The sequence below is a fragment of the Aquirufa antheringensis genome (assembly GCF_004307425.1).
Lineage (GTDB): Bacteria > Bacteroidota > Bacteroidia > Cytophagales > Spirosomataceae > Aquirufa > Aquirufa antheringensis.
The window spans coordinates 501,240-522,724 of sequence record NZ_SEWZ01000001.1; the positions used below are offsets into that span (position 1 = coordinate 501,240).

Here is a 21,485-nt window from a genome sequence, read left to right on the forward strand (position 1 = left end):
GCAGAATGCTTTTCTAATCGAAATTTCTAATTCCTAGTAGAACTTGTAGCGCTTGTCTACAATGTTCGCATTTTCTTTAATCGCTTCGTTAATGTAGAAGGATGAACGTTGTGTGTTCATCATTTGGATTTGGTTCTTGAAATTAGAGTAATCCGCTAAAGCTGGAGCAGGAGCACCGCCTAATTTCTCAGCGATAAACACACCGTTATCTCCTACGAATACTTTCGAACGCTTACCGTTTTTCAAACCAGCGATGCGACCTAAAGCAACTGCATCAGGACCAGCCGTATTTAACATACCACTAGCTAACGTAATATCTTGAACCGATTCTACTAAAGCACCCGCGCCATAAGCTTGTGCGATTTGCTCTAATGAACCTTTCTTGTTCTCTAATTTCTTAGCGATCATTTCGCCTTTCAATTGATTGCGAACTAAAGCCGTTAATTCTAAACGGAAGTCTTCTACTTTCACATTGTCTTTCTCAGACTTTCCTGTTACGTAAGCCACGATGTATTGAGAATCTTGCTCGAATACCTTCTTAGAACCATCGCCTACCGCTGTGTTGTCATCAAATGCCCAACGTACGATTTCACGTGCGTTCGATAAGTTATTTACCGCAGAAGCATTTTCTGTCAAACGCTCAGCACGCATCATGATCAAATTTTTGTCCTTTTTCAACGCCACTTCGAACGAAGCTAAGTTGCCGTTTGCATTCGCAAACGCATCAGCCGTCGTGAACACTTTGTCCATCGTCGCTTGAGAAGGAGCAATCGTTTTGTTGATCGCTGCTAACTTGTAGCTCGTGTTTGTTTTCGCGTCCGTTACTTTCACTACGTGGAAACCAAATTCCGTCTCTACGATACCTGGCATTAATCCAGCACCATTGAAACCGAATAACGCTTTCTCGAATGACTTCGCCATTCCACCGTTGTTTTTAAAGTATCCTAAGTCACCACCTTGTTGTGCGGTGCCGTCCATGCCGTTCATTTGGGCCAAAGTCTCGAAGCTCGCGCCTCCCTTAATTTGTGCCAAAATTCCTTCCGCACGTGTTCTCGCTTGCGCCTTCGCTGAATCCGACTTGTTCGCTGGTGCGATCAAGATGTGGCTAGCACGCATCGTGAACAAGGTATCTTTCTTCACGCCACCGTATTTGTAGATTGAATACGTTAAACCTTCCTTGAACGGTCCGTAGATACCACCCACTTGGAACGTAGGTAATTGCTCTTTCACCGCTTGTGGAATTTCTGAGTAAGAAACTAAATATGGAGTACGGACATCTGAATTCAATACCGCGAACGCTGAATCGTTTTGGGCTACCGCTAAATCCTTCGCTAACTTCTTGATTGAGTTATAGAACTCTACCGTATCTTGTTTCGTAGGAATTACTGGGAACGTAGCGTATTGGATAGAACGCGTGTTCGTTCCTTTGAACTCATCTTTGTGCTTCGCTAAATACTCCTCTAATTGAGAATCTTGCACCTTAATGCTCGAATCTGGGATAGAGAAGAACGGAACAAATAAGAATTTCGAATTGAACTTCGCCGTTTGCGCTTGGTATTCCTTCGCTGCATCTGCTTGAGTCACGTAGTTAGACATACGCATCAAGTTCTCATATTTCGCACGGATACGATCTTGAGAGATAGACTTCTCAAAACGATCCCACGCTTGTTGTTGCTCTACAGGCAATGTTTTCAAGTTCTTCAAGAACTGAACCACGAAAGTCTTGTCGAATTGACCCGTTTGAGGGTTAGTGAATTGCTGACGAACAGATGGGTGGATGTTATTTCCTTGCACCATGTCGATTAATTCTTCGTCAGAAACCTTGATTCCTAAGGCATCGAATTCTTTCTTGTAAGCGATGTCTAAGATTAATTGGTTCCAAACTTGGTCACGAATCATGCTCGCCTCTTGCTCAGATGGTCCTTTACCCGTTTGGGCAGTGTAATTCTGCGTAGCTTCTTCTACTTTCTTTTGGAAATCTTGAATTAGGATGCTCTCTCCAGCGATTTCACCTACTTCTTGCGAGTTAGACCCGAACAAAGAGGATTTACCTTGGAAAATATCACTTCCTACTAGGAACAATACTAAACTGATAGCAATCGCCGCCGCCGCTACTCCTGACTTCTCTCTAATTTTTGTAATTAATGCCATTATAAGGATAAATAATTGTTTTTACGCTTTATTTTGCTCTTGTGTTTTGAACAAAGAAACGCAAAATAATCACATTTCTAGTTCAAAAGCAAGGGTTAATTTGCTAAAACCGTTTTTAAACTCTGTAAAAATTGGTCCGCAATTTTTTGATCGATCGCTAAGCTCGGCAAAAGACGCAAGGTGTGCTTCCCAGAATAACCGCAGAAGATGTGTTCTTTAAATAATAAAGCATCTCTCACAGTCCCTACAGGCTGCTCTACCTCAATCCCGATCATCAATCCGCGACCTCTCACTTCCGTAATTCCGTTTATGCCTTTCAGCTCTTTCTGAATATAGTCACCCACCTTCGATGCATTCTCGATCAACTTTTCTTCTTGAATCACATCCAGCACCACATTCGCCGCCGTACAAGCCAGGTGATTCCCCCCAAAAGTCGTCCCCAGCAAACCATAACTCGCCTGAATATGCGGCGCGATTAATACGCCACCGATAGGGAAGCCGTTGCCCATACCTTTGGCAGTCGTCATCATATCCGGATGAATTCCTGCAAACTGGTGCGAGAAAAACTGCCCAGAACGGCCATAGCCACACTGCACCGAGTCCAAAATCAATTGCGCCCCCGTCTCATCACAACGCTTTCTCAACGCCTGCAAGAACGCATCACTCGCCACCTGAATACCACCCACACCCTGAATTCCTTCCACAATCACCGCCGCCGTTTCCTCCGTAATCCCCGCTTCCAATCCCTCCAAACCATTAAATGGCAAGAAACTCACATGCGACGTGTCATTAATTGGCGCCACAATGCTCGGATTATCCGTCACCGCCACCGCCCCAGCCGTTCTCCCGTGGAAAGCCTTCGAAAACGCTACCACCTTCTTACGACCCGTATGAAACGACGCTAATTTCAAGGCGTTCTCATTCGATTCCGCTCCTGAATTCGTTAAAAACAAGGTATAATCTTCGTATCCAGACACGCGACCCAGCTTTTCCGCCAGCTCCTGCTGACCCGAAATGATAATCGAATTCGAGTAGAAACCGATATTGTTCAGCTGCTCCGTCATTCGCTTCACATAGGTAGGATGCGAGTGTCCGATGGAAATCACCGCGTGACCACCATATAAATCCAGGTATTCCTGGCCGTTTTTGTCCCACACCGTACTTCCTTTGGCTTTTACAAGCTCAATGTCGTAGAGGGGGTATACGTTGAATAAGTTCATAATTCAAATTTCAAAGAGCAAAGCTCAAAGTTCAAAGTTCAAAGTTCAAAGAGTAAAGTTCAGTGGGGGCATTTCATCAATTCATCCGCGCAGCGGATTCGAACTTTGAACTTTGAACTTTGCTCTTTGGTATTTGTAAAGCTAAAATCCGATGGATTTAAGCTTTAATCCTAAATCTTCCTCCCACCCCAGCATCAAATTCATATTCTGAACCGCTTGGCCGGAGGCACCTTTGATCAAGTTATCGATCACGGAGCTGATGAGGATTTGGCCTTCATGGACCTGTAAATAAAGAAAACACTTGTTTGTATTCACCACTTGCTTCACATCCACCGCGGCTGGGCTAAGGAAAACAAAGGGCGAATTCGCGTAGAAATCTTCGTATAGTTTTTCGGCCTGCTCCTGCGTCCCGCTGTAAGGCGTGTACACATTTGCCATAATCCCGCGCGAGAAATTGCCGCGGTAAGGGATAAAATGGATAGCCTTTTTTGTACCTAAAGTCTGTTTAATTTCTGCCAAATGCTGGTGCGTAAACGTCTTATACACACTCACATTGTTATTTCTCCAGGAGAAATGGCTCGTAGGCGAAAGTGATTGACCCGCGCCAGTTGAACCGGTGATGGCTGAAACGTGCACGTCTTCGGTGATTAGACCGGCTGCCGCTAGAGGCAAAAGGGCTAATTCGATGGAAGTGGCGAAACAGCCAGGGTTGGCGATTTTAGTCGCGGATTGGATCTTTTCTTTTTGGAACTCAGCTAAACCGTAGACAAAGCCTTCGGATTCATCGCGGAAGTCCGTGCTTAAATCAATGATTTTGGTGTGCCAAGGAATGTCGTTCGCGGCTAAGAATTTCTTCGATTCGCCGTGTCCAGAACATAAGAAGAGGACGTCTACGGGTGTTAGGTTTTTACTAAAACGTAAATGCGTAGAGCCCAATAAATCCGTGTGCACATCCGAGATCAATTTTCCCGCCTGTGAATTCGATAAAATACAGGTCAAATGCACATCCGGGTGATTCACTAAGATTCTTAGTAATTCGCCTCCAGTGTAGCCTGCGGCCCCAACGATTCCGATCTTTGCCATCTTATTGTTCGTTCACTTTCCGGTGGATCATCGTTTGATTCGAGGCGATTTTCGAGAATCCTCTCACGTCGTCACCTGTCCACGCTTTGTTCATTTCTCCGTACGCCCCAAAAACAGACGACATCAAATCATATTTCGATTTCATTCCCGTCACCATAAATTGGTAAGGAGACAAAGTCACGTAAACCGTTCCCGTCACATTTCCTTGCGTATCCGCTAAGAACGTTTCGAAATTACGCATCACAGGCTCAAGGAATTGACCTTCGTGCAATAGCGTTCCGTACATATCACCGATGTTTTGTTTCCAATACAATTGGTGCTTCGTCAATACGTGTTTCTCTAATAAATGGTGTGCTTTAATGATGATCAAGGGCGCCGGAGCCTCGAAGCCCACACGTCCCTTAATCCCGATGATCGTATCACCCACGTGGATGTCTCGGCCGATCGCGAAAGCACCTGCTCTTTCCGTTAACTCCCGGATCGCAGCGACAGTTGATGGGAATTTCTTGCCATCTAAACCGACTAATTGACCCGCTTCGAATTGCAAGCTGATTTTCTCAGGAGTAGTCTTTGTTAATTGTGTAGGCCAAGCCTCTTCTGGTAAATAATCATCTGAGGTTAACGTTTCTTTTCCACCTACGGATGTACCCCAAAGGCCTTTATTGATCGAATAAGTCGACTTGTGCCATTCTTGCACCACGCCTTTCGATTTTAAGAATTCGATTTCTGCCTCTCTGGATAATTGCAAGTCGCGGATAGGCGTGATCACCTCGCACTCCGGTGCTAGGATTCTGAACACCACATCGAAGCGAACTTGGTCGTTACCCGCGCCTGTACTTCCGTGCGCGATGGCTTTGGCTCCTAATTTGGCAGCATACTTAGCGACTGCCGTAGCTTGAAAAACGCGTTCTGCAGAGACTGAAAGGGGATAGGTATTGTTTTTTAAGACGTTTCCGTACACTAAATACTTCAAACAATCCTGGTAGTATTCCTCCACCACATCCAAGGTCACGTGTGAAGTCACACCTAATGAATAGGCTTTCTTCTCGATCGTTTTCAACTCCGCCGGCGAGAATCCACCCGTGTCTACTAAGGCCGAATGCACTTCCATGCCGCGCTCTTCCGTTAAATATTTCACACAAAAGGAGGTGTCTAAACCACCACTAAACGCTAGAATTACTTTAGGCTTGCTCATATTATTTCTATTTTGCTTTCTTCGTGAAAGGCAGTAGTAATTTTTCTTTAAACTTCTTTAGACGGGTAAAATCGGCGATATTCTTTAAGAATAACCACTTCTCATCTTTCTCTTCTGTTGTTTTCTTATCCGGGTTCTCTGGATCATAAATCATTCCCGTGCATAAACAGATCTTGCGTTCCGTTCTAGTTAGGATGTCAAAATTCACACAAGACTCGCAGCCTTTCCAAAAATTATCGTCTACCGGTAATTCCGCAAAAGTCGTGGGCTCATACCCTAAGTCCGAGTTGATTTTCATCACCGCTAGGGACGTGGTGATACCAATGATTTTAGCATCTGGATAGCGGCTGCGCGATAATTCGAAGGCTTTCATCTTCACGGCTTTGGCCACCCCATACTGGCGGTAGCTAGGCTTGACGATCAAACCGGAGTTCGCGACAAACTTGCCGTGTTGCCAGGTTTCAATGTAACAGAAACCCACAAAAGAGCCATCCACGTCATCTGTGGCGATGATCGCTTTCCCTTCGGACATCTTTTCTTGTAAGTATTCGGGAGTACGCTTGGCAATTCCGGTTCCGCGGGCTTTGGCTGATTCAGCCATCTCGTGGCAGATGGATTCGGCTAGGTCGAAATGTTGTTCGCTAGCCACTTGAACGGTATATTTATTCATGTAAGGACGAAAAAAAAAGAAGGAAACAAATTACACAAAAACCTGCTGGGTATCAGACCCGGAAGATAAATCGTCTCCTTCGTCGAAGAGGAGAGGTAGCGTAATAATTTGATTTAATAAAGGCCATTCTTTAGTTTTGCCAAAGCTTTGTCACGTGACAACCGCGTTTAAAGGTCGAATTTCGTGAAATCTTCGTTTAAATCCCAATAATCAATAAATTATTTCATGGCCGCTTCTACGCCACTTACTGCAGAAACACTCGTCTACGCGTATGCGTCTGGCGTGTTTCCCATGGCAGAAGAGACCGGAGAGATTTTGTGGTACAGCCCAGATCCTCGCGCGATAATCCCGATCCAAAGTTACCAGCCCGCTAAATCGCTTCGGCCTTTTATCAATCAAAAGCGCTTCGAAATTCGCATTGACACCAGTTTCGAACAAGTCATGCGTAATTGTGCCTTGCCGCGTCCCACGGAGAATGAGACCTGGATTTCGGAAGAAATGATTGCCGCTTACACGGAATTACATCGGATGGGTTTAGCTCATTCGGTCGAAGCTTGGCAAGACGGAAAATTAGTGGGAGGATTGTATGGAGTGGCTTTGGGCGCGGCCTTTTTCGGTGAATCGATGTTCTCATTTGTCTCTAATTCCTCGAAAATTGCCTTTCATTATTTGGTCCAAATCCTACGCGAACAAAATTACCAGCTCTTAGATTCGCAGATGATGAACGATAACGTCTTGCGCTACGGAGCCGTTGACATTCCGCGTTCAGCTTACCTGAGAAGACTTGCCAAAGCCCTAAAAAGCACCTGCCATTTTCAGAAACCCACAATTTAACGTAAATTGCGGTATGTCTAAGCCCATTCTAGTCATCAAATTCGGCTCCTCTTCCATCACCCACAAGAACGGGGAGGTGAACGAGCAGACGTTGGAGAAAATCGCTGAACAAGTTTCCAGCCTCACAAAAGACTACCACATCGTCCTCGTCTCCTCCGGAGCCGTCGCCGCTGGGAAGGCATTTTTAAGCAATTACAAAGGCACACTTTCAGAACGAAAAGCGGCCGCAGCGATCGGAAACCCCATCCTCATCGCTAAATACAACCAGTATTTCTCAAAATACGGCATCGCCATCGCCCAATCGCTTTGCGAACGCCACCACTTTTCCCGCCGCGAATCTTTCCTCCAATTAAAGGAAACCTACACGGAACTTTGGAAAAGCAACGTCATTCCCATCGCAAACGAAAATGACGTCGTCTCTAACACCGAACTTAAATTCTCCGACAACGACGAACTCGCGACCTTGATCGCGACCGGCTTTGGCGCAGAAAAACTTTTAATATCTACTTCCGTAGGTGGCCTTTTAGACGCAAACGGCGAAATCATCCGCCACGTGCCTAAAATCGACGCCTCCACTTTATCCGTCGTTTCCTCTGACACCTCATCCACCGGATTAGGAGGAATGATCTCGAAACTCACCTTCACCCGCCTAGCCATGCGCTTAGGGATTAAGGTCGTGATTTTCGGACTAGACAACGCAGGCGGAATCGTAGACGCCTTACACGAAAAAATAGGCACGGTCTTCGAAGCAGGCAAAGCCAGCTTAACCGCCCGCCAAAAATGGCTCGCCGCCGGCAGCCTCATCACCGGCAAAGTCGTCCTTGACAAAGGCGCCGTCAAAGCCATCACCTCCCGCAAAAGCCTCCTTTCCGTGGGCATCACCGAAATACTCGGCGATTTCATGAAAGGCGAGGTCATCGAATTACTAGATTCCACTAAAACACCTTTCGCAATCGCCAGAGCAAGATGCTCGAAAGCGGAGCTGGAGGGGGCAAGCAGTGGAGTGGAAGTCGCAAACGCCGACGACATCGTATTAATCTAATTTTCAAAGACCAAAGCAAAAAGTTCAAAGTCGGTATCCGCTTCGCGTATGAACTCGTGAAATATTTTGCATTTTCTTCTAAAACTAAAAATGGGACCTGAGTCCCATTTTTAACCAACTTTGAACTTTTTGCTTTGAACTTTGCACTTTGCTTAGTTGCGCTCCGCGCCGACTATGCTATCACCACCGCTCTCCCGCTCTCCACATCCTGCTCCACCGTCTTGTACTTCACATCTTCTTTGATGCTTCCGTCAGCGTATTGAACAGTCACGCGTTGGTTACGGTCTGCAATTTTGATGGCTTGGCGAGGTGCCGCGCGTTCTACTGAAGGAGTAGACGGATCGTGGTATTCCTCTTGTGCGCCGGCTAGGCCACCTAATAGAGAAGAAATCGCATCGTCCTTGCTCATTTGCAATTTAGGTGCTTTCTCTTTCGGTGCTTTGGCAGCAGACTGATTCGTTTGTTGAACCGCTGGAATTTCGGCTTTGATCACAAAGCTGATGGTATCCATGTTCACGCGGGCTACGAAACGCTGGAACAAGTTTACGGATTCGAATTTGTAGATCAATAAAGGATCTTTTTGTTCGAATACCGCATTTTGAACCGATTGTTTCAAATCATCCATTTCGCGTAAGTGCTCTTTCCACTCTTGGTCGATCAGCGATAAGGTGATGAATTTCTCCATCTCTTTGACCACCTCTTTACCTTGCGTTGAAATCGTTTTGTCTGCATCTACGACGATACCTGTCGTCATTTGGCCATTGCTAATCGGCACTTGAATGCCAGAATAGCCGTGTTGTTTCGCTTCTTGCGCCACCTGAATGACCTGAGAGGCGATGACCTCGTTTTTCGACTTATAATGTTGCTCTGCCGCTAGGAATAATTGTTCCGTTCGTTGGTCATTAGTCAATTTATTGAACGCTGACGCATCGAATGGCGGCTCCATTCCAAGAAGTTCGATCGTTTTCAATTCGAAATCATCGTAGCTTGTGAACTGCGTCGAAATATCGCGGCAAACGTCGAACAAGATGTTGACGATATCCAATGATAGTCGCTCGCCTAAAAGGGCGTTTTGACGACGTTTGTAGATGGCATTACGTTGGTAGTTCATCACGTCATCGTATTCTAATAGACGTTTACGAATGCCAAAGTTATTCTCTTCCACCTTCTTCTGCGCTCTTTCAATCGATGAGGTAATCATCGAGTGTTGGATCACTTCGCCTTCTTCCATTCCCAGTCGGTCCATCACTTTCGCGATACGGTCTGATCCGAAAAGACGCATCAAGTTATCCTCTAGTGAAACGAAGAATTGTGACGATCCCACATCCCCTTGACGTCCTGCACGACCACGTAATTGGCGATCGACGCGACGCGACTCGTGGCGCTCGGTACCAATGATCGCAAGACCACCCGCCGCCTTCGACTCTGGGCTTAGTTTAATATCGGTACCACGACCCGCCATATTCGTAGCGATCGTAACCTTGCCTGACTGACCCGCTTCGGCGACGATTTCTGCCTCGCGTGCGTGTTGTTTGGCATTCAATACATTGTGTTGAATCTTGCGAATCGTTAACAAGCGACTCAATAATTCCGAGTTCTCCACCGAAGTCGTACCTACTAAGACCGGACGTCCGCTCGCTACTAATTCTTGAATCTCTTCCGCCACCGCGTTGTATTTCTCGCGCACCGTGCGGTACACTTTATCTTCGTGGTCCTTACGTTGAATGACACGATTCGTAGGAATTGAAACGACATCTAATTTATAGATCGTCCAAAACTCGCCCGCTTCCGTCTCCGCCGTTCCTGTCATACCACCTAATTTGTGGTACATACGGAAGTAGTTTTGGAGGGTAACCGTAGCATAGGTTTGGGATGCATCTTCTACATTCACGCCTTCCTTCGCCTCAATCGCTTGGTGCAAGCCATCCGAATAACGACGACCTTCCATTACACGACCCGTTTGCTCATCCACGATCTTCACCTTGCCATCTACTAAGATATATTCCGTATCCTTCTCGAATAGGGTATAGGCCTTCAATAACTGGCTCACCGTGTGAATACGCGATGCTTTCTCGTTGTATTCTTGGATCAATTGCTCCTTCGCGCCTAAACGGTCAGCGTCAGATAATTCCTTGTTTTGCTCTATCTTGTTTAAATCAATAGACAAATCCGGTAGTACGAAGAAGTTCGGATTCTCGGTGTTGCCACTCATGAATTCCAAACCTTTTTCGGTCATCTCTACCTGGTTGTTCTTCTCCTCGATCGTGAACAATAACGGCGCTACTGCCTCTGGCATCAACTTTTGGTTGTCTGCTAGGAACGTACTTTCCGTCTCGTTCATTAATTGCTTCATGCCGTTTTCGGACAAGAATTTGATTAATGGCTTCGACTTAGGTAAACCTTTGTAGGCGCGGTATAGGGCCAAACCACCCTCTTTCTTGTCGCCCGCAGCGATTAATTTCTTCGCTTCCACTAAGAAGTTCTGAACGATCTGCTTCTGCGCTTCTACTAATTTAAAAATACGCGGCTGGAACGTTTCAAACTCTTGTTCGTCACCTCTTGGAATCGGTCCAGAGATAATCAATGGCGTTCTCGCGTCATCGATTAACACGGAATCGACCTCATCGACCATCGCGAAATGGTGTGGTCTTTGGACTTGATCCTCTAAACTACGCGCCATGTTGTCGCGCAAGTAATCAAAGCCAAATTCATTATTCGTACCATACGTAATGTCCGCCATATAAGCGACACGACGCTCTTCTGTATTCGGCTCGTGCTTATCGATGCAATCCACCTTTAAGCCGTGGAATTCAAATAAAGGCGCGTTCCATTCGGAGTCACGTTTCGCTAAGTAATCATTCACTGTTACTAAGTGAACCCCACGACCAGCAAGTGCATTTAAATACGTAGGAAGGGTGGAAACGAGTGTTTTTCCTTCACCCGTACCCATTTCTGAAATCTTTCCTTGGTGTAATACGATACCCCCGATTAGCTGCACATCATAGTGCACCATATCCCAGGTAATCTCATTTCCAGCGGCTAACCATTGATTTTTCCAAATGGCTTTCTCCCCCTCAATCACCACATTCTTCTTCTTAGAAGCGATGAATTTATCTTCTACGGTTGCTGTTACAACTAATTGTTTGTTCTCTGTAAAGCGACGTGCAGTTTCTTTCACAACAGCGAAAGCTTCTGGCAAGATCTCCATCAATACAACCTCTAAGCGCGTATTACGCTCTAGTTGAAGGGCATCGATTTCTTGGAAAAAACGGTCTTTCGCATCTACATCTTCTGTTTCTTCTGCAGAGGTATGTAGGGAAGTAATTTGATTATCTATATCGGATAAGAAAGCGGCGATGCGCGATTTGAACTCCGCTGTTTTACCACGTAATTCGTCATCGGACAAGCTGGCTAATTTAGCGTACTCGTTTTTTATATTCTCAACGATAGGCATCAACGCTTTAATGTCGCGCTCTGATTTCGTGCCAAAAATTTTCGTTACCGATTTACTGATGAATGAAATCATTATAATATTCTGTGCTTGTTAGGCGTTTGGAAAAATGAAAAGGCAATTTACCAATTTGAATTTTTATCCTAACTATAATCGATAAATTAATCCGAAAAAATGTTAGAATCCAATCAAAATTAGTTGATTTGTAAATTAATCTCCTCAACAAAATGTCAGACGTTCCAGTTCCACCGCGCAGAGCTCCCCGTAAAAAATTAAAAATGCCCCTTTTCGGAGGAATGGGTGGCGGCGGATCGGCGAACAAGGATGACTTTTTTGGCAAGAACTTTGGCTCTATCTTAATCGCCATGACCGGAATGGCCTTCGCGGCGCAGATTTTTCTGCCTAACATTTGGTCTCAAAAAGTATATAACGATGCGGATGAAATCACGGAGATGACCTGGAATGGAACCATCCGCAAGAAATATACCGACGCAAAATACAAGAGTGAAATCCATTATTATCTCGTGATTAAAGGCGAGAAGGGTAAAAAACAGGTCATCGACTTGGTGGATGCGGACCCCGTTTTCTTTGATCAGATCGCTGTTCCTCAGCGCGTAACGAAAGCCGCGAATTCATTGGATGTGCGCGTGCAGCGTTTTTCCAAGCCGGATACGACTTTGCGCATTAAATTCCTCGACTAAGATGGCCGCCTGGAATTCAACACATGTGAAGCACTTAGTAGCGAGGACACTCTTTGGGTATTCGAAGAATGATGTATCGGTCGCTATGAGCTACGGCTCGTTTTCAGAACTACTTGACGCAGCCCTGTTACAAGAGATTCCGGCTCCCGCAGCTCCGAACGCCTGGGTAAATACTCCGCCTGCCGCTTCTCAAGTCACCTCGAACGAGGTAGGCACCTGGTACCGGGAATTTAATTATTGGTGGTTTAAATTAATGTACAAAGAGGGCCTGAACATGCAGGAGAAAATGGTACTCTTCCTGCATAATCATTTTGCGAATGAGCGGGATAAGGTTCAGTATCCCCAAAACATGTACGCCCAGAATGCCTTGTTTAGAAAGTATGCTTTTGGCAATTTCAAACAACTGGTAAAAGAGATCTCCATTGATCCCGCCATGTTGATCTACTTAGATGGAAATAATTCCCGCGGCTCCGTACCGAATGAAAATTATGCCCGAGAGCTTTTGGAATTATTCACGATGGGGATTGGGAATTACTCAGAAGCGGATGTAAAGCAGGCTGCTAAAGTCCTATCTGGCTGGCAAGTAAGCGGCTTAAAAGCGAATTTTGTGGCTGGTCGCTGGTATACCGAATCCTCGGTAACGGTATTGGGTAAAACGGCAAAATTCGATATTAACTCCTTAGTGGATCATATTTTTGAACAAAAAGCCACGGCGGAATTCCTCTGTCGAAAACTCTACAAGGAATTCGTCTACTACAAACCGAACGAGGCTTTTGTCCTACAAATGGCCGCTGTCTTGCGTGCAAACAACTACGAAATAAAACCGCTACTTAAGTTCCTGTTTAGTTCGGAAGAATTTTTTACGCCCGCTTACCTGGGAAGTAAAATCAAAAACCCGACGGAATTAATGGTGGGTGCTTGTAAGTTATTAGAATTGCCTACTCCGGATTACATCAATATGTATGAGCTTTCCAAAGTCCTTCAAATGCAACTCTTCCAACCACCCGATGTGGCGGGCTGGCCGGGTCAGCGCGAATGGATTTCGTCCACTACCTATTCCTACCGAGGTGGATTTAGTGATTCCTTAATCACAGGTAAGCGCTACAATGGGGTGGCAGTGTCAGGTAAATTAGTTCCGGTGCCGTATGCGCAAACTTTCCTGAATTCAGAGAATGCGGTGGAATTCGTCGACGACGTGTTAGCCTTATTTTTGCAATTTCCGGTCACCGCAAAGAAAAAAGCCTTTTTGCTTGAGACGCTATTAGGTGGAACCATCGTTAAAAACTGGTCTACCTACACTCCAGGAGCTAATGTGAATTTGCAGCAATTTTTCAAAGCGGTCATGCGCCTACCTGAATTTCAACTCTGCTAAAAATGAAGAAGGAACTAACTAGGTCTGAGTTTTTACGGCGGATGGCGCTTCTTTCGGGAGGGGTCGGATTAGGCATTTCGGGTATTCCCGGGCAGGCCTACGCCGCATTGCCTGCTGGTTTAGCGGCCTCTGTGCCTGCAGGAAATGCGTTAGTAATCATTCAATTGTCTGGGGGGAATGACGGATTAAATACGGTGATTCCAGCGGAAAACGATACGTACTTTGCGAAAAGACCAGACATCGCGATCAAAAAAGTCGACGCGCTCGCCCTTAAAAATGGGATGTATTTGCATCCTTCGATGACGGGAATTAAATCCTTGTATGATCAAGGAAATGTGGCAATAGTTCAAAGCGTAGGCTACGCAAACCCCAACCGTTCCCACTTCCGCGCCACCGACATCTGGAATACCGGATCGGATGCGAATGTTGTCTGGGAGGAAGGCTGGGCGGCACGTTATTTGGCTGAAAAATACCCTGCATACCCCATTTCGATGCCCGCTCACCCCATGGCGATCCAATTAGGTTCCGTGGAATCCCTTTTATTTCAATCGGACATGGGTCGATTTGGCACCGTTTTTGAAGACCCTAACCTCTTCTATCAACTCGTCTCTGGCACTTTATCAGATGACGAAATTCCTCCGGCAACCTTAGCGGGGGATGAATTAGCGTTTTTAAAACAGGTCTCCAGCACCTCGATTCAGTATTCTACTGTCATTCGAGATGGGGCTTTGAAAGGAGCCAATTCCGTTACCTATCCGGCCACTAATCTGGCTAAGCAGCTAGGTATCGTCGCAAAACTGATCTCAGGAGGACTCGAGACCCCTGTTTATTTGTGCACGATCGGTGGTTTTGATACCCATGCGAATCAATTGAATCAGCACGCGAATCTGTGGAAACAGATTTCGGATGCGGTAACCGCCTTTCAGAAAGATTTAAAAACCCAAAACAAAGCAGACAAAGTCACCCTGATGACCTTCTCGGAATTTGGGCGACGGGTGAACCAAAACGGCACCACCGGAACCGACCACGGAACGGCAGCTCCTATGTTCGTCATCGGAAATACCGTACGCGGAGGCTTAATAGGGGAGAATCCGAATCTAGTAAATCTAGATTCCAACGGCGATTTAAAACCTAATTTTGACTACCGTCAAGTGTATTCCACCGTTTTATCGGATCATTTAGGCTTGTCCACCACGAGCACTGCCGGTATTTTCAAAAAGTCGTTTGATCGATTACCCATCTTCTTGAATTCGCCGCTCATCGCTGAGGCGGGTGTCAAAGTGACCTTGCTTGATCCAGCGCCTAATCCAGCCTCCGGTCAAGTTCGAATCCAATTCGCAGCCTTTGAGGCGATGCGCATTGAGCTTGCTTTATTCGACATGCAAGGTCAAAAACTGGGATCGATTTTCGCCGGCGAAGTGCCGAGCGGAACCTATACCTATCCAGTAGATATAACGCAATTCCCGGCGGGCACGTATTTAGTTAGTTTAGCCGCTTCCACCGGAGCAAGAATTACCAAACGATTAATCATAGTAAATTAGAATCAGATGCTTATCTTTGTAGATTGATGAAAAAGAACTTCTATTTATTGCTTTTACTTACGTTGTTTAGCTTGTCTGCAAGCGCACAACGCTGGTCTTATGGTGCTGGTTTAGGAGGCTCCCTCTACCACGGAACCTGGGCAAATTGGCATACACTCCCTAACAATAAGGAGTTTGCGATGACTCGTCCGGCCTTAAATCTACAGGTGCGCTATCAAAACAGCCCCACTTTTGCTTACCGACTTCAAGCCGTGTTTACGGATTTGAAAGGTGGCACCGGTAACCGTGTTTCTCCGGTGACAGTGGCGCTTCCTGTAACGAATTTTGCCACGTCCATATTCGGTTTAGACGCCTTGATGGAATACAATTTCTTGAATTACCAAAACTCCGTTAGACGCGTAAACAACTGGACGCCCTATTTCTATGCGGGTATTTCTACGGTTTTTGCCAAAGTATCCGGCAACCTAGATGGCGTCGGTTTCAAGACCAATACGAAAATGAATTATGCCTTGCCTTTCGGGGTAGGGGTGAAATACCAACTGTCTCCTAGCTGGGGAATTCAATTCGATTTAGGGGCGAGAAAGACCTTTACAGATGCATTAGATCGTCCTTTGTCAGAGGGCGAAGCATCCTTTAATCTGACGAAAGGGGATCAATTTCTGAATTCCTCCCTCACCGTTACCTACACGATTCAATCCGTTTTTTGTCCTACCTATTAACAAGTTTTAATTGGATAGGGTGGCCAATATGACTACATTTGCCCCTTATTGATTACAAATTCTGAATTACATTGAAAGAGTTAATTGATCTACATCATGTTCCTGTTCACATCGCCGTTATTATGGATGGTAATGGACGTTGGGCTAAGCAACAAGGCATCATGGATCGTGTTTTTGGACATAGATCTGCCTTGAAAGCGGTGCGGGAGACCATCGAAGGTTGTGGAGAATTAGGAGTGAAGTTTTTGACCTTGTATGCCTTTTCTACAGAGAATTGGAATCGGCCTAAAGCAGAGGTAACTGCCTTAATGAGTCTTTTAGTGGGCGCCATTAAAGATGAATTGCCTGGAATGATCCAGAAAGATATTCGCCTGAAAGCGATAGGGGATCTCAGTAAATTACCCGCCTCATCCCGCGCTGAATTAGAAAAAGCGATGGAGAAAACGGCGAACAATCAGGGATTGACCTTGAATTTAGCCTTGTCTTATTCCGGTAAATGGGATCTAGTACAGGCGACTCAGCAGATTGCTGAGAAAGTAAAAAGTGGCGAATTAAACGCAGCATCGATTACGGCTGATACGATAAACGAGTACTTGTCTACGGCAGGAATGCCTGACCCTGATTTAATGATCAGAACAGGGGGAGACCACCGGATTAGTAATTTTATGTTGTGGCAATTAGCCTATGCAGAGTTGTATATTTTTGAAGATTTGTTTTGGCCTGATTTTAGAAAAGAACATCTAAATGAAGCGATTATAGACTTTCAAATGCGTGAGAGACGTTTTGGAAAGATTAGTGAACAATTAAATTAAGGGCTGAGGCCCCCGTATGAAAAAATCAATTGCCATCCGATTACACAATAACCGTAGCCTCTTTTTTGGCCTACTTATTTTTATCCTAGGAGCTTATTCTGCCTCTGCCCAAATTTTGGGTGGCGCTCGTTCCCTCAGCTCTGCACTGCCTGAAACCAATTTTTCGTATGCAGATCCGAAGGAATATACCATTGCGGATATTCAAGTAACGGGTTCTCAGTTTTACGACGGAACTTCGATGATTAATATCTCCGGTCTTCAAGTGGGAGATAAAATCAAGGTTCCAGGTGATGCGATCGGTTCTGCGATTCGCAAGATCATGAATCAAGGGATTTTAGATGAAGTCCAAATCTATGCCACGAAGGCCGAGGAAGGAAAAATTTGGTTGATGATCGAATTGAAAGAACGTCCTCGTTTATTCTCTATCCAATACACAGGGATCAGAAAAGGCGAGCAAGAAGCTTTGAACGAAAAGATGAAGACGTATAAAGGTAAGATCATCACAGAGACCCTTCGTAAAAACTTAGAATTAACGATTCGCAAATATTACCAAGAAAAAGGTCGCCTTAATGCGAAGACCAAGTCGACGATTAAGACAGACACCTTGCGTGGAAACAATGCCATCCTTCAAATTGCAGTAGATAAAGGGGAGAAGGTGAAAGTAAACAAAATCATCATTAACGGGATTGACGAAAGTCAGCGTTCACTGATTTTGCGTAAGATTAAAAATACCAAGCAGATTCGTTTTGGCCGTATTTTCAAGCCGTCTAAATTCGTTCCTAAGAAATGGGATGAAGACAAGGAAAAGTTACTAGCGGCGATGAATAAATTAGGTTACCGTGATTTCCAATTGAAGTCTGACTCCATTGGTAATTTCAATAAAGAGTCCATTAACCTAGTACTAACTATTGAACAAGGGCGAAAATATTATTACCGCACTATTCGATTTGAAGGAAATTACATTTACCCAGATTCTTTATTGCGCGATGTATTAGGCGTTAAGAAGGGGGATGTCTACAATACAGAAGAATTAGACAAGAAAATGAATTCAAATCCAGGCGAGGATTTAAGTTCAGTTTACATGGATAATGGGTATCTATACTACCGAGCAGAACCTGTAGAAACGGCTATCGAGGGAGATTCCATCGACTTGACCATTCGCATCTCAGAGGGAAAGCAAGCGACCATTAATAAAGTTACCTTGAACGGAAATACGAAGACTTCAGATCACGTGGTGATGCGGGAGATTCGGACGCTTCCGGGTCAAAAATTCAATAAGTCTGCCATCATTCGTACCGTACGTGAGCTTTCGACGATTGGTTATTTTAACCCGGAGAAGATTAGCCCTAACCCGATTCCGCGTCCAGACGGAACCGTGGATATCGAGTACAATGTAGAGGAGAAAGCATCCGATCAAATTGAGCTCTCAGGAGGTTGGGGTGGCTACATCGGTTTTGTAGGTACTTTAGGGGTTGTTTTTAATAACTTCTCGGCTAAGAATATCTTTAATCCGAAATCATATCATCCATTGCCTGCAGGGGATGGCCAAAAGCTAGCCGTTAAGTTCCAAGCAAACGGAGCATCGTTCCAGAATTACAGCTTAACATTTACGGAGCCTTGGTTAGGGGGTAAGAAGCCTAATTCTTTCTCTATTTCCTTAAATAGCAGTATTTCCTACCCTTATAAATTCCGCCAAACAGGTTATAACAACTTTGGTGGTAGTGGACTAGGTGGTTACGGCGGAGGCTATGGTGGCTATGGTGGCTATGGAAGTGGTTACGGCGGTTATGGTGGTGCGCTGGGTGGTGGCTACGGAAATTATGCGGTGCCGGATTCCTTAGTAGACGCGCACTTTAACGTAACAAGTTTGTCTTTAAGCTTAGGAAAAAGATTAAAGTGGCCGGATGATTACTTCTCGTTAAGTCATTCCTTAGCTTTCTCGCGTTTCGATGTGGATCGTTACTATACGTGGGCTTATCCTCAAGGTATTTCTACGTCTGTCACGTTCATGACGAATCTTTCGAGAAATAGTATTGATAATCCTACTTTCCCACGTTCAGGGTCTAGTTTCTCTTTATCAGGTACTTTAACGCCTCCGTTCAGCATGTTAGGCTTGAATAAGGATAACTTATTGATTGAGTACCATAAGTGGATGATGGACGCGAGTTGGTTTAGTCCATTAGTAGGTAAATTCATCTTACATACGCGCGCTCACTTAGGTTTCTTAGGTTCTTATGGGGGTAAAGAGATTACTCGCTTTGAGCGCTTTGATTTAGGGGGCTCTGGTATGGTGCAAGGATTCTCCTTTAACCGGGATATCGTGGGTCTAAGAGGATACAAAGACCGCGTTATTGGGCCTTCTGGTTCGTATGGTAACGGTGGGGTTGCTTATAACAAGTTTGTGATGGAAGTGCGTTATCCTGTATCCTTAAACCCATCAGCGACGATCTTCGTTTTAGGTTTTGCGGAGGGTGGGAATAACTTCTCTTCTTTAGGGGAATACAATCCATTTAATCTATATAAGTCGGCTGGATTTGGAGCGCGTATCTTTATGCCAGCCTTTGGTATGATTGGAATTGATTATGGTATGGGCTTTGATAAGCCGCGTCCAGGAGAATCAGATTTTGGCCGTCAAGCCTTCACTTTCTCGATTGGTCAACAACTTAGATAGGAATGAGACGTTTGTTGCTTATATCGCTGGGGATTCTGTTTTTTGCAAGCCACACGTTTGCACAGAAGTTCGGTTATGTAGACACGGAATTTATTACCTCTAAGATGCCGGATTATGCGAAAGTCCAGCAGCAAATCGATCAGAATACGAAGACTTGGTTAGCTGAAGTAGAAAAGAAAAAGTTGAGTTTAGAGAAGCTCGAAAAGGAATACAAGCTAGAGGAGCTTTTGTTAACGGAGGATTTGAAGCAGCAACGACTAGCGGAGATTCAAGCGAAGAGCAAAGAGGCGAAGGCTTTTGAGAATCAGGTTTTTGGGGAAGAGGGAGAGTTGTTCAAGTTAAAGCAAGCAGCCTACAAGTCGATCTTAGATCAAATTTCGAAGGCGATTGAGAAGGTGGTTCGGGCGAAACGTTTGGATTTTATCTTTGACAAAGCAAATGATGGATTAGTCCTCTTGTACACAAATCCGGTTCATGACTATTCTGACTATGTTTTAGAAGAATTAGGACTAGAGTTAGATCCTAATTTGGTAGAAAAAGCAAAGAAAGAGGAGGCGCAAGAGCCGAAAAGTCCTAAAAAGAATTAATTTTACCCTAAATAATACAGAGAACACAAACAAATTATTAATACACATGAAAAACAAGTTTATTTTGGCCGCAGGCCTACTTTTCGGATTAGCTGCGTTGCCTGCAACGGCTCAAGTAAAAATCGGATTCATCTACCAAGAGAAAATTTATAGCCAAATGCCTGAGGCTAAGCAAGTAGAGGAAGATTTGAAGAACACGGAGAAGCAATACCAAACCTTGATCCAAGCTAAAATCAAAGATTTCCAAGACAAAGCGGCTGTTTACGAGAAAATGCCAGCCAACACGTCTGACATCATCAAGCAAGACAAAGAGAAGGAATTACAAAACTTACAAACTTCGATCCAAGAGTTTCAACAAAATGCACAAACTTCGATTCAAAAGAAGCAAGCTCAATTGTTACAACCAATCGTGAAGAAGATTGAAGAGAACATGCACGCAGTAGCAAACGAGAATGCATACACATTCGTATTCAACAACTACGAGCCAGGAACAGGTGCTAACCCTGTTTTATTGCACTTCCCAGCGGAGGCAGATATTTCTGACTTAGTATTAAAGAAAATGGGAATTACGCCTCGTCCAGCAGGTGCTCCAGCTCCAGCGGCAGCGGCTCCAGCAGCAGCGCCAGCAGCGAAGCCAGCAGCTCCTAAGAAGTAATGGCTAAAGCCTTTATAAGGAAGCCTGATCGGAAACGGTCAGGCTTTTTTTATGCCCTAAAGTATTGGATCGTTTGTAGAATAGAAATGGTTCCTATTACGCCTAAGACAACGTAATGGAAGTATTTCTCTGGGATGAAGGCCAATACCTTTTTACCCAGGTAGGAACCTAACACGGCGATGACAATTAGAAAAGGAATCAGAATAATATGTTCGCTTGTAAAATATCCCTGCATAATATAGACCACGGCTCTACTTGAATCCACGCCTAAATCGATCAGGGCAGATGTGGCTATAAACATATCTTTTTCCAGGCCAAAAGCCGCCAGCGTAATTCCCCTTATAGCTCCACCCGTACCGATTAGACCCGCTAAAAAGCCAGAAATAATGCCGCCCGTATACAGATTGAAATTCGTTTGTTTAATTTTTTTGCCTGCCCCTGAAATCAAGAATACGGTTAATCCCAGGATGATTAAATTCATGCTGAGCTCAATCTCTTTCAAAGGAATAACGGAGGTCAAATAAGCTCCCAAAATCACGAAAAGGACAGCGGGAATCCCTAATTTTAGGGCGATGTTTTGGTGGATTCCTTTTTGGAAAAGAAAAATCTTCGACAGATTACTAAAAACATGGAAAACGGCTGTGATGCCTAATACTAGTTTGAAATCAATAAAAAGCGATGCTAAAGGAACGAATAGGATAGAGGATCCAAAACCACTAATCGTACCAACGATCTCCGCTAGCAAGGCTAATAAAAAGAAAAGATAAAAGCCTTGATTCAT

At 44.8% G+C, this 21,485-nt stretch carries 17 protein-coding genes; 10 read left to right on the forward strand and 7 right to left on the reverse strand.

Annotated features, from left to right (window positions below):
* Nucleotides 1-33 precede the first annotated feature (33 nt).
* From EWU21_RS02355 to EWU21_RS02375, 5 genes are all read right to left on the reverse strand, one after another.
* Nucleotides 34-2,151 carry a peptidylprolyl isomerase gene (locus EWU21_RS02355; protein WP_130895192.1) on the reverse strand — a complete coding sequence of 706 codons (2,118 nt, stop codon included), beginning with the start codon at nucleotides 2,149-2,151 and terminating at the stop codon, nucleotides 34-36.
* Between the two features lie 95 nt (nucleotides 2,152-2,246).
* On the reverse strand, nucleotides 2,247-3,374 hold the full coding sequence (locus EWU21_RS02360; protein ID WP_130895193.1) for an aspartate aminotransferase family protein: 1,128 nt from the start codon (nucleotides 3,372-3,374) through the stop codon (nucleotides 2,247-2,249).
* 138 nt (nucleotides 3,375-3,512) lie between these two features.
* Complete coding sequence (gene argC / locus EWU21_RS02365; protein ID WP_130895194.1) at nucleotides 3,513-4,454, reverse strand: N-acetyl-gamma-glutamyl-phosphate reductase; 942 nt, start codon at nucleotides 4,452-4,454, stop codon at nucleotides 3,513-3,515.
* 1 nt (nucleotide 4,455) lies between these two features.
* The gene (argG, locus tag EWU21_RS02370; protein WP_130895195.1) at nucleotides 4,456-5,649 is read right to left on the reverse strand and encodes an argininosuccinate synthase; all 1,194 of its coding nucleotides are present in this window, start codon (nucleotides 5,647-5,649) and stop codon (nucleotides 4,456-4,458) included.
* A 7-nt stretch (nucleotides 5,650-5,656) separates the two neighbouring features.
* Nucleotides 5,657-6,319 (reverse strand): GNAT family N-acetyltransferase, encoded by a 663-nt coding sequence (locus tag EWU21_RS02375; RefSeq protein ID WP_130895196.1) that lies wholly within the window; start codon nucleotides 6,317-6,319, stop codon nucleotides 5,657-5,659.
* 225 nt (nucleotides 6,320-6,544) lie between these two features.
* On the opposite strand from EWU21_RS02375, the gene aat reads away from it, so the two are divergent.
* Nucleotides 6,545-7,153, forward strand: a complete 609-nt coding sequence (gene aat, locus EWU21_RS02380) for a leucyl/phenylalanyl-tRNA--protein transferase (protein ID WP_130895197.1) — start codon at nucleotides 6,545-6,547, stop codon at nucleotides 7,151-7,153.
* Nucleotides 7,154-7,166: 13 nt separating this feature from the next.
* Complete coding sequence (proB, locus tag EWU21_RS02385; protein WP_130895198.1) at nucleotides 7,167-8,195, forward strand: glutamate 5-kinase; 1,029 nt, start codon at nucleotides 7,167-7,169, stop codon at nucleotides 8,193-8,195.
* 172 nt (nucleotides 8,196-8,367) lie between these two features.
* Here proB and secA read toward each other — a convergent pair whose 3' ends face one another.
* Nucleotides 8,368-11,721 carry a preprotein translocase subunit SecA gene (secA, locus tag EWU21_RS02390; protein WP_130895199.1) on the reverse strand — a complete coding sequence of 1,118 codons (3,354 nt, stop codon included), beginning with the start codon at nucleotides 11,719-11,721 and terminating at the stop codon, nucleotides 8,368-8,370.
* Nucleotides 11,722-11,873: 152 nt separating this feature from the next.
* Here secA and EWU21_RS02395 point away from each other — a divergent pair, with 152 nt between their 5' ends.
* The 8 genes from EWU21_RS02395 (at nucleotide 11,874) to EWU21_RS02430 (ending at nucleotide 20,704) form a co-directional block, all read left to right on the forward strand.
* Entirely contained in the window at nucleotides 11,874-12,347 is a 474-nt protein-coding gene (locus EWU21_RS02395) for a hypothetical protein (RefSeq protein WP_130895200.1), read from the forward strand.
* 1 nt (nucleotide 12,348) lies between these two features.
* Nucleotides 12,349-13,719 (forward strand): DUF1800 domain-containing protein, encoded by a 1,371-nt coding sequence (locus EWU21_RS02400; protein WP_130895201.1) that lies wholly within the window; start codon nucleotides 12,349-12,351, stop codon nucleotides 13,717-13,719.
* Nucleotides 13,720-13,721: 2 nt separating this feature from the next.
* Nucleotides 13,722-15,260 carry a DUF1501 domain-containing protein gene (locus EWU21_RS02405; protein ID WP_130895202.1) on the forward strand — a complete coding sequence of 513 codons (1,539 nt, stop codon included), beginning with the start codon at nucleotides 13,722-13,724 and terminating at the stop codon, nucleotides 15,258-15,260.
* Between the two features lie 26 nt (nucleotides 15,261-15,286).
* Nucleotides 15,287-15,979, forward strand: a complete 693-nt coding sequence (locus tag EWU21_RS02410) for a DUF6089 family protein (protein ID WP_130895203.1) — start codon at nucleotides 15,287-15,289, stop codon at nucleotides 15,977-15,979.
* A 71-nt stretch (nucleotides 15,980-16,050) separates the two neighbouring features.
* A complete protein-coding gene (locus EWU21_RS02415) occupies nucleotides 16,051-16,791 on the forward strand; it encodes an isoprenyl transferase (protein WP_130895204.1) in 741 nt (246 codons plus the stop codon).
* 16 nt (nucleotides 16,792-16,807) lie between these two features.
* Nucleotides 16,808-19,462, forward strand: a complete 2,655-nt coding sequence (bamA, locus tag EWU21_RS02420) for an outer membrane protein assembly factor BamA (protein WP_130895205.1) — start codon at nucleotides 16,808-16,810, stop codon at nucleotides 19,460-19,462.
* 2 nt (nucleotides 19,463-19,464) lie between these two features.
* Nucleotides 19,465-20,049 carry an OmpH family outer membrane protein gene (locus EWU21_RS02425; RefSeq protein ID WP_130895206.1) on the forward strand — a complete coding sequence of 195 codons (585 nt, stop codon included), beginning with the start codon at nucleotides 19,465-19,467 and terminating at the stop codon, nucleotides 20,047-20,049.
* A gap of 46 nt (nucleotides 20,050-20,095) precedes the next feature.
* Nucleotides 20,096-20,704, forward strand: a complete 609-nt coding sequence (locus tag EWU21_RS02430; protein WP_130895207.1) for an OmpH family outer membrane protein — start codon at nucleotides 20,096-20,098, stop codon at nucleotides 20,702-20,704.
* Between the two features lie 49 nt (nucleotides 20,705-20,753).
* On the opposite strand, the gene EWU21_RS02435 is transcribed toward EWU21_RS02430, so the two are convergent.
* Nucleotides 20,754-21,485, reverse strand: coding sequence for a sulfite exporter TauE/SafE family protein (locus EWU21_RS02435; protein ID WP_130895208.1), 732 nt, complete (start codon nucleotides 21,483-21,485; stop codon nucleotides 20,754-20,756).

What these genes read in the sequence shown, in the direction of transcription:
- EWU21_RS02355 (WP_130895192.1), bottom strand. Translation starts at nt 2,151, where the DNA reads ATGGCATTAATTACAAAAATTAGAGAGAAGTCAGGAGTAGCGGCGGCG.
- argC (WP_130895194.1), bottom strand. Translation starts at nt 4,454, where the DNA reads ATGGCAAAGATCGGAATCGTTGGGGCCGCAGGCTACACTGGAGGCGAA.
- argG (WP_130895195.1), bottom strand. Translation starts at nt 5,649, where the DNA reads ATGAGCAAGCCTAAAGTAATTCTAGCGTTTAGTGGTGGTTTAGACACC.
- EWU21_RS02375 (WP_130895196.1), bottom strand. Translation starts at nt 6,319, where the DNA reads ATGAATAAATATACCGTTCAAGTGGCTAGCGAACAACATTTCGACCTA.
- aat (WP_130895197.1), top strand. Translation starts at nt 6,545, where the DNA reads ATGGCCGCTTCTACGCCACTTACTGCAGAAACACTCGTCTACGCGTAT.
- proB (WP_130895198.1), top strand. Translation starts at nt 7,167, where the DNA reads ATGTCTAAGCCCATTCTAGTCATCAAATTCGGCTCCTCTTCCATCACC.
- secA (WP_130895199.1), bottom strand. Translation starts at nt 11,721, where the DNA reads ATGATTTCATTCATCAGTAAATCGGTAACGAAAATTTTTGGCACGAAA.
- EWU21_RS02395 (WP_130895200.1), top strand. Translation starts at nt 11,874, where the DNA reads ATGTCAGACGTTCCAGTTCCACCGCGCAGAGCTCCCCGTAAAAAATTA.
- EWU21_RS02400 (WP_130895201.1), top strand. Translation starts at nt 12,349, where the DNA reads ATGGCCGCCTGGAATTCAACACATGTGAAGCACTTAGTAGCGAGGACA.
- EWU21_RS02405 (WP_130895202.1), top strand. Translation starts at nt 13,722, where the DNA reads ATGAAGAAGGAACTAACTAGGTCTGAGTTTTTACGGCGGATGGCGCTT.
- EWU21_RS02410 (WP_130895203.1), top strand. Translation starts at nt 15,287, where the DNA reads ATGAAAAAGAACTTCTATTTATTGCTTTTACTTACGTTGTTTAGCTTG.
- bamA (WP_130895205.1), top strand. Translation starts at nt 16,808, where the DNA reads ATGAAAAAATCAATTGCCATCCGATTACACAATAACCGTAGCCTCTTT.
- EWU21_RS02425 (WP_130895206.1), top strand. Translation starts at nt 19,465, where the DNA reads ATGAGACGTTTGTTGCTTATATCGCTGGGGATTCTGTTTTTTGCAAGC.
- EWU21_RS02430 (WP_130895207.1), top strand. Translation starts at nt 20,096, where the DNA reads ATGAAAAACAAGTTTATTTTGGCCGCAGGCCTACTTTTCGGATTAGCT.
- EWU21_RS02435 (WP_130895208.1), bottom strand. Translation starts at nt 21,485, where the DNA reads ATGAATCAAGGCTTTTATCTTTTCTTTTTATTAGCCTTGCTAGCGGAG.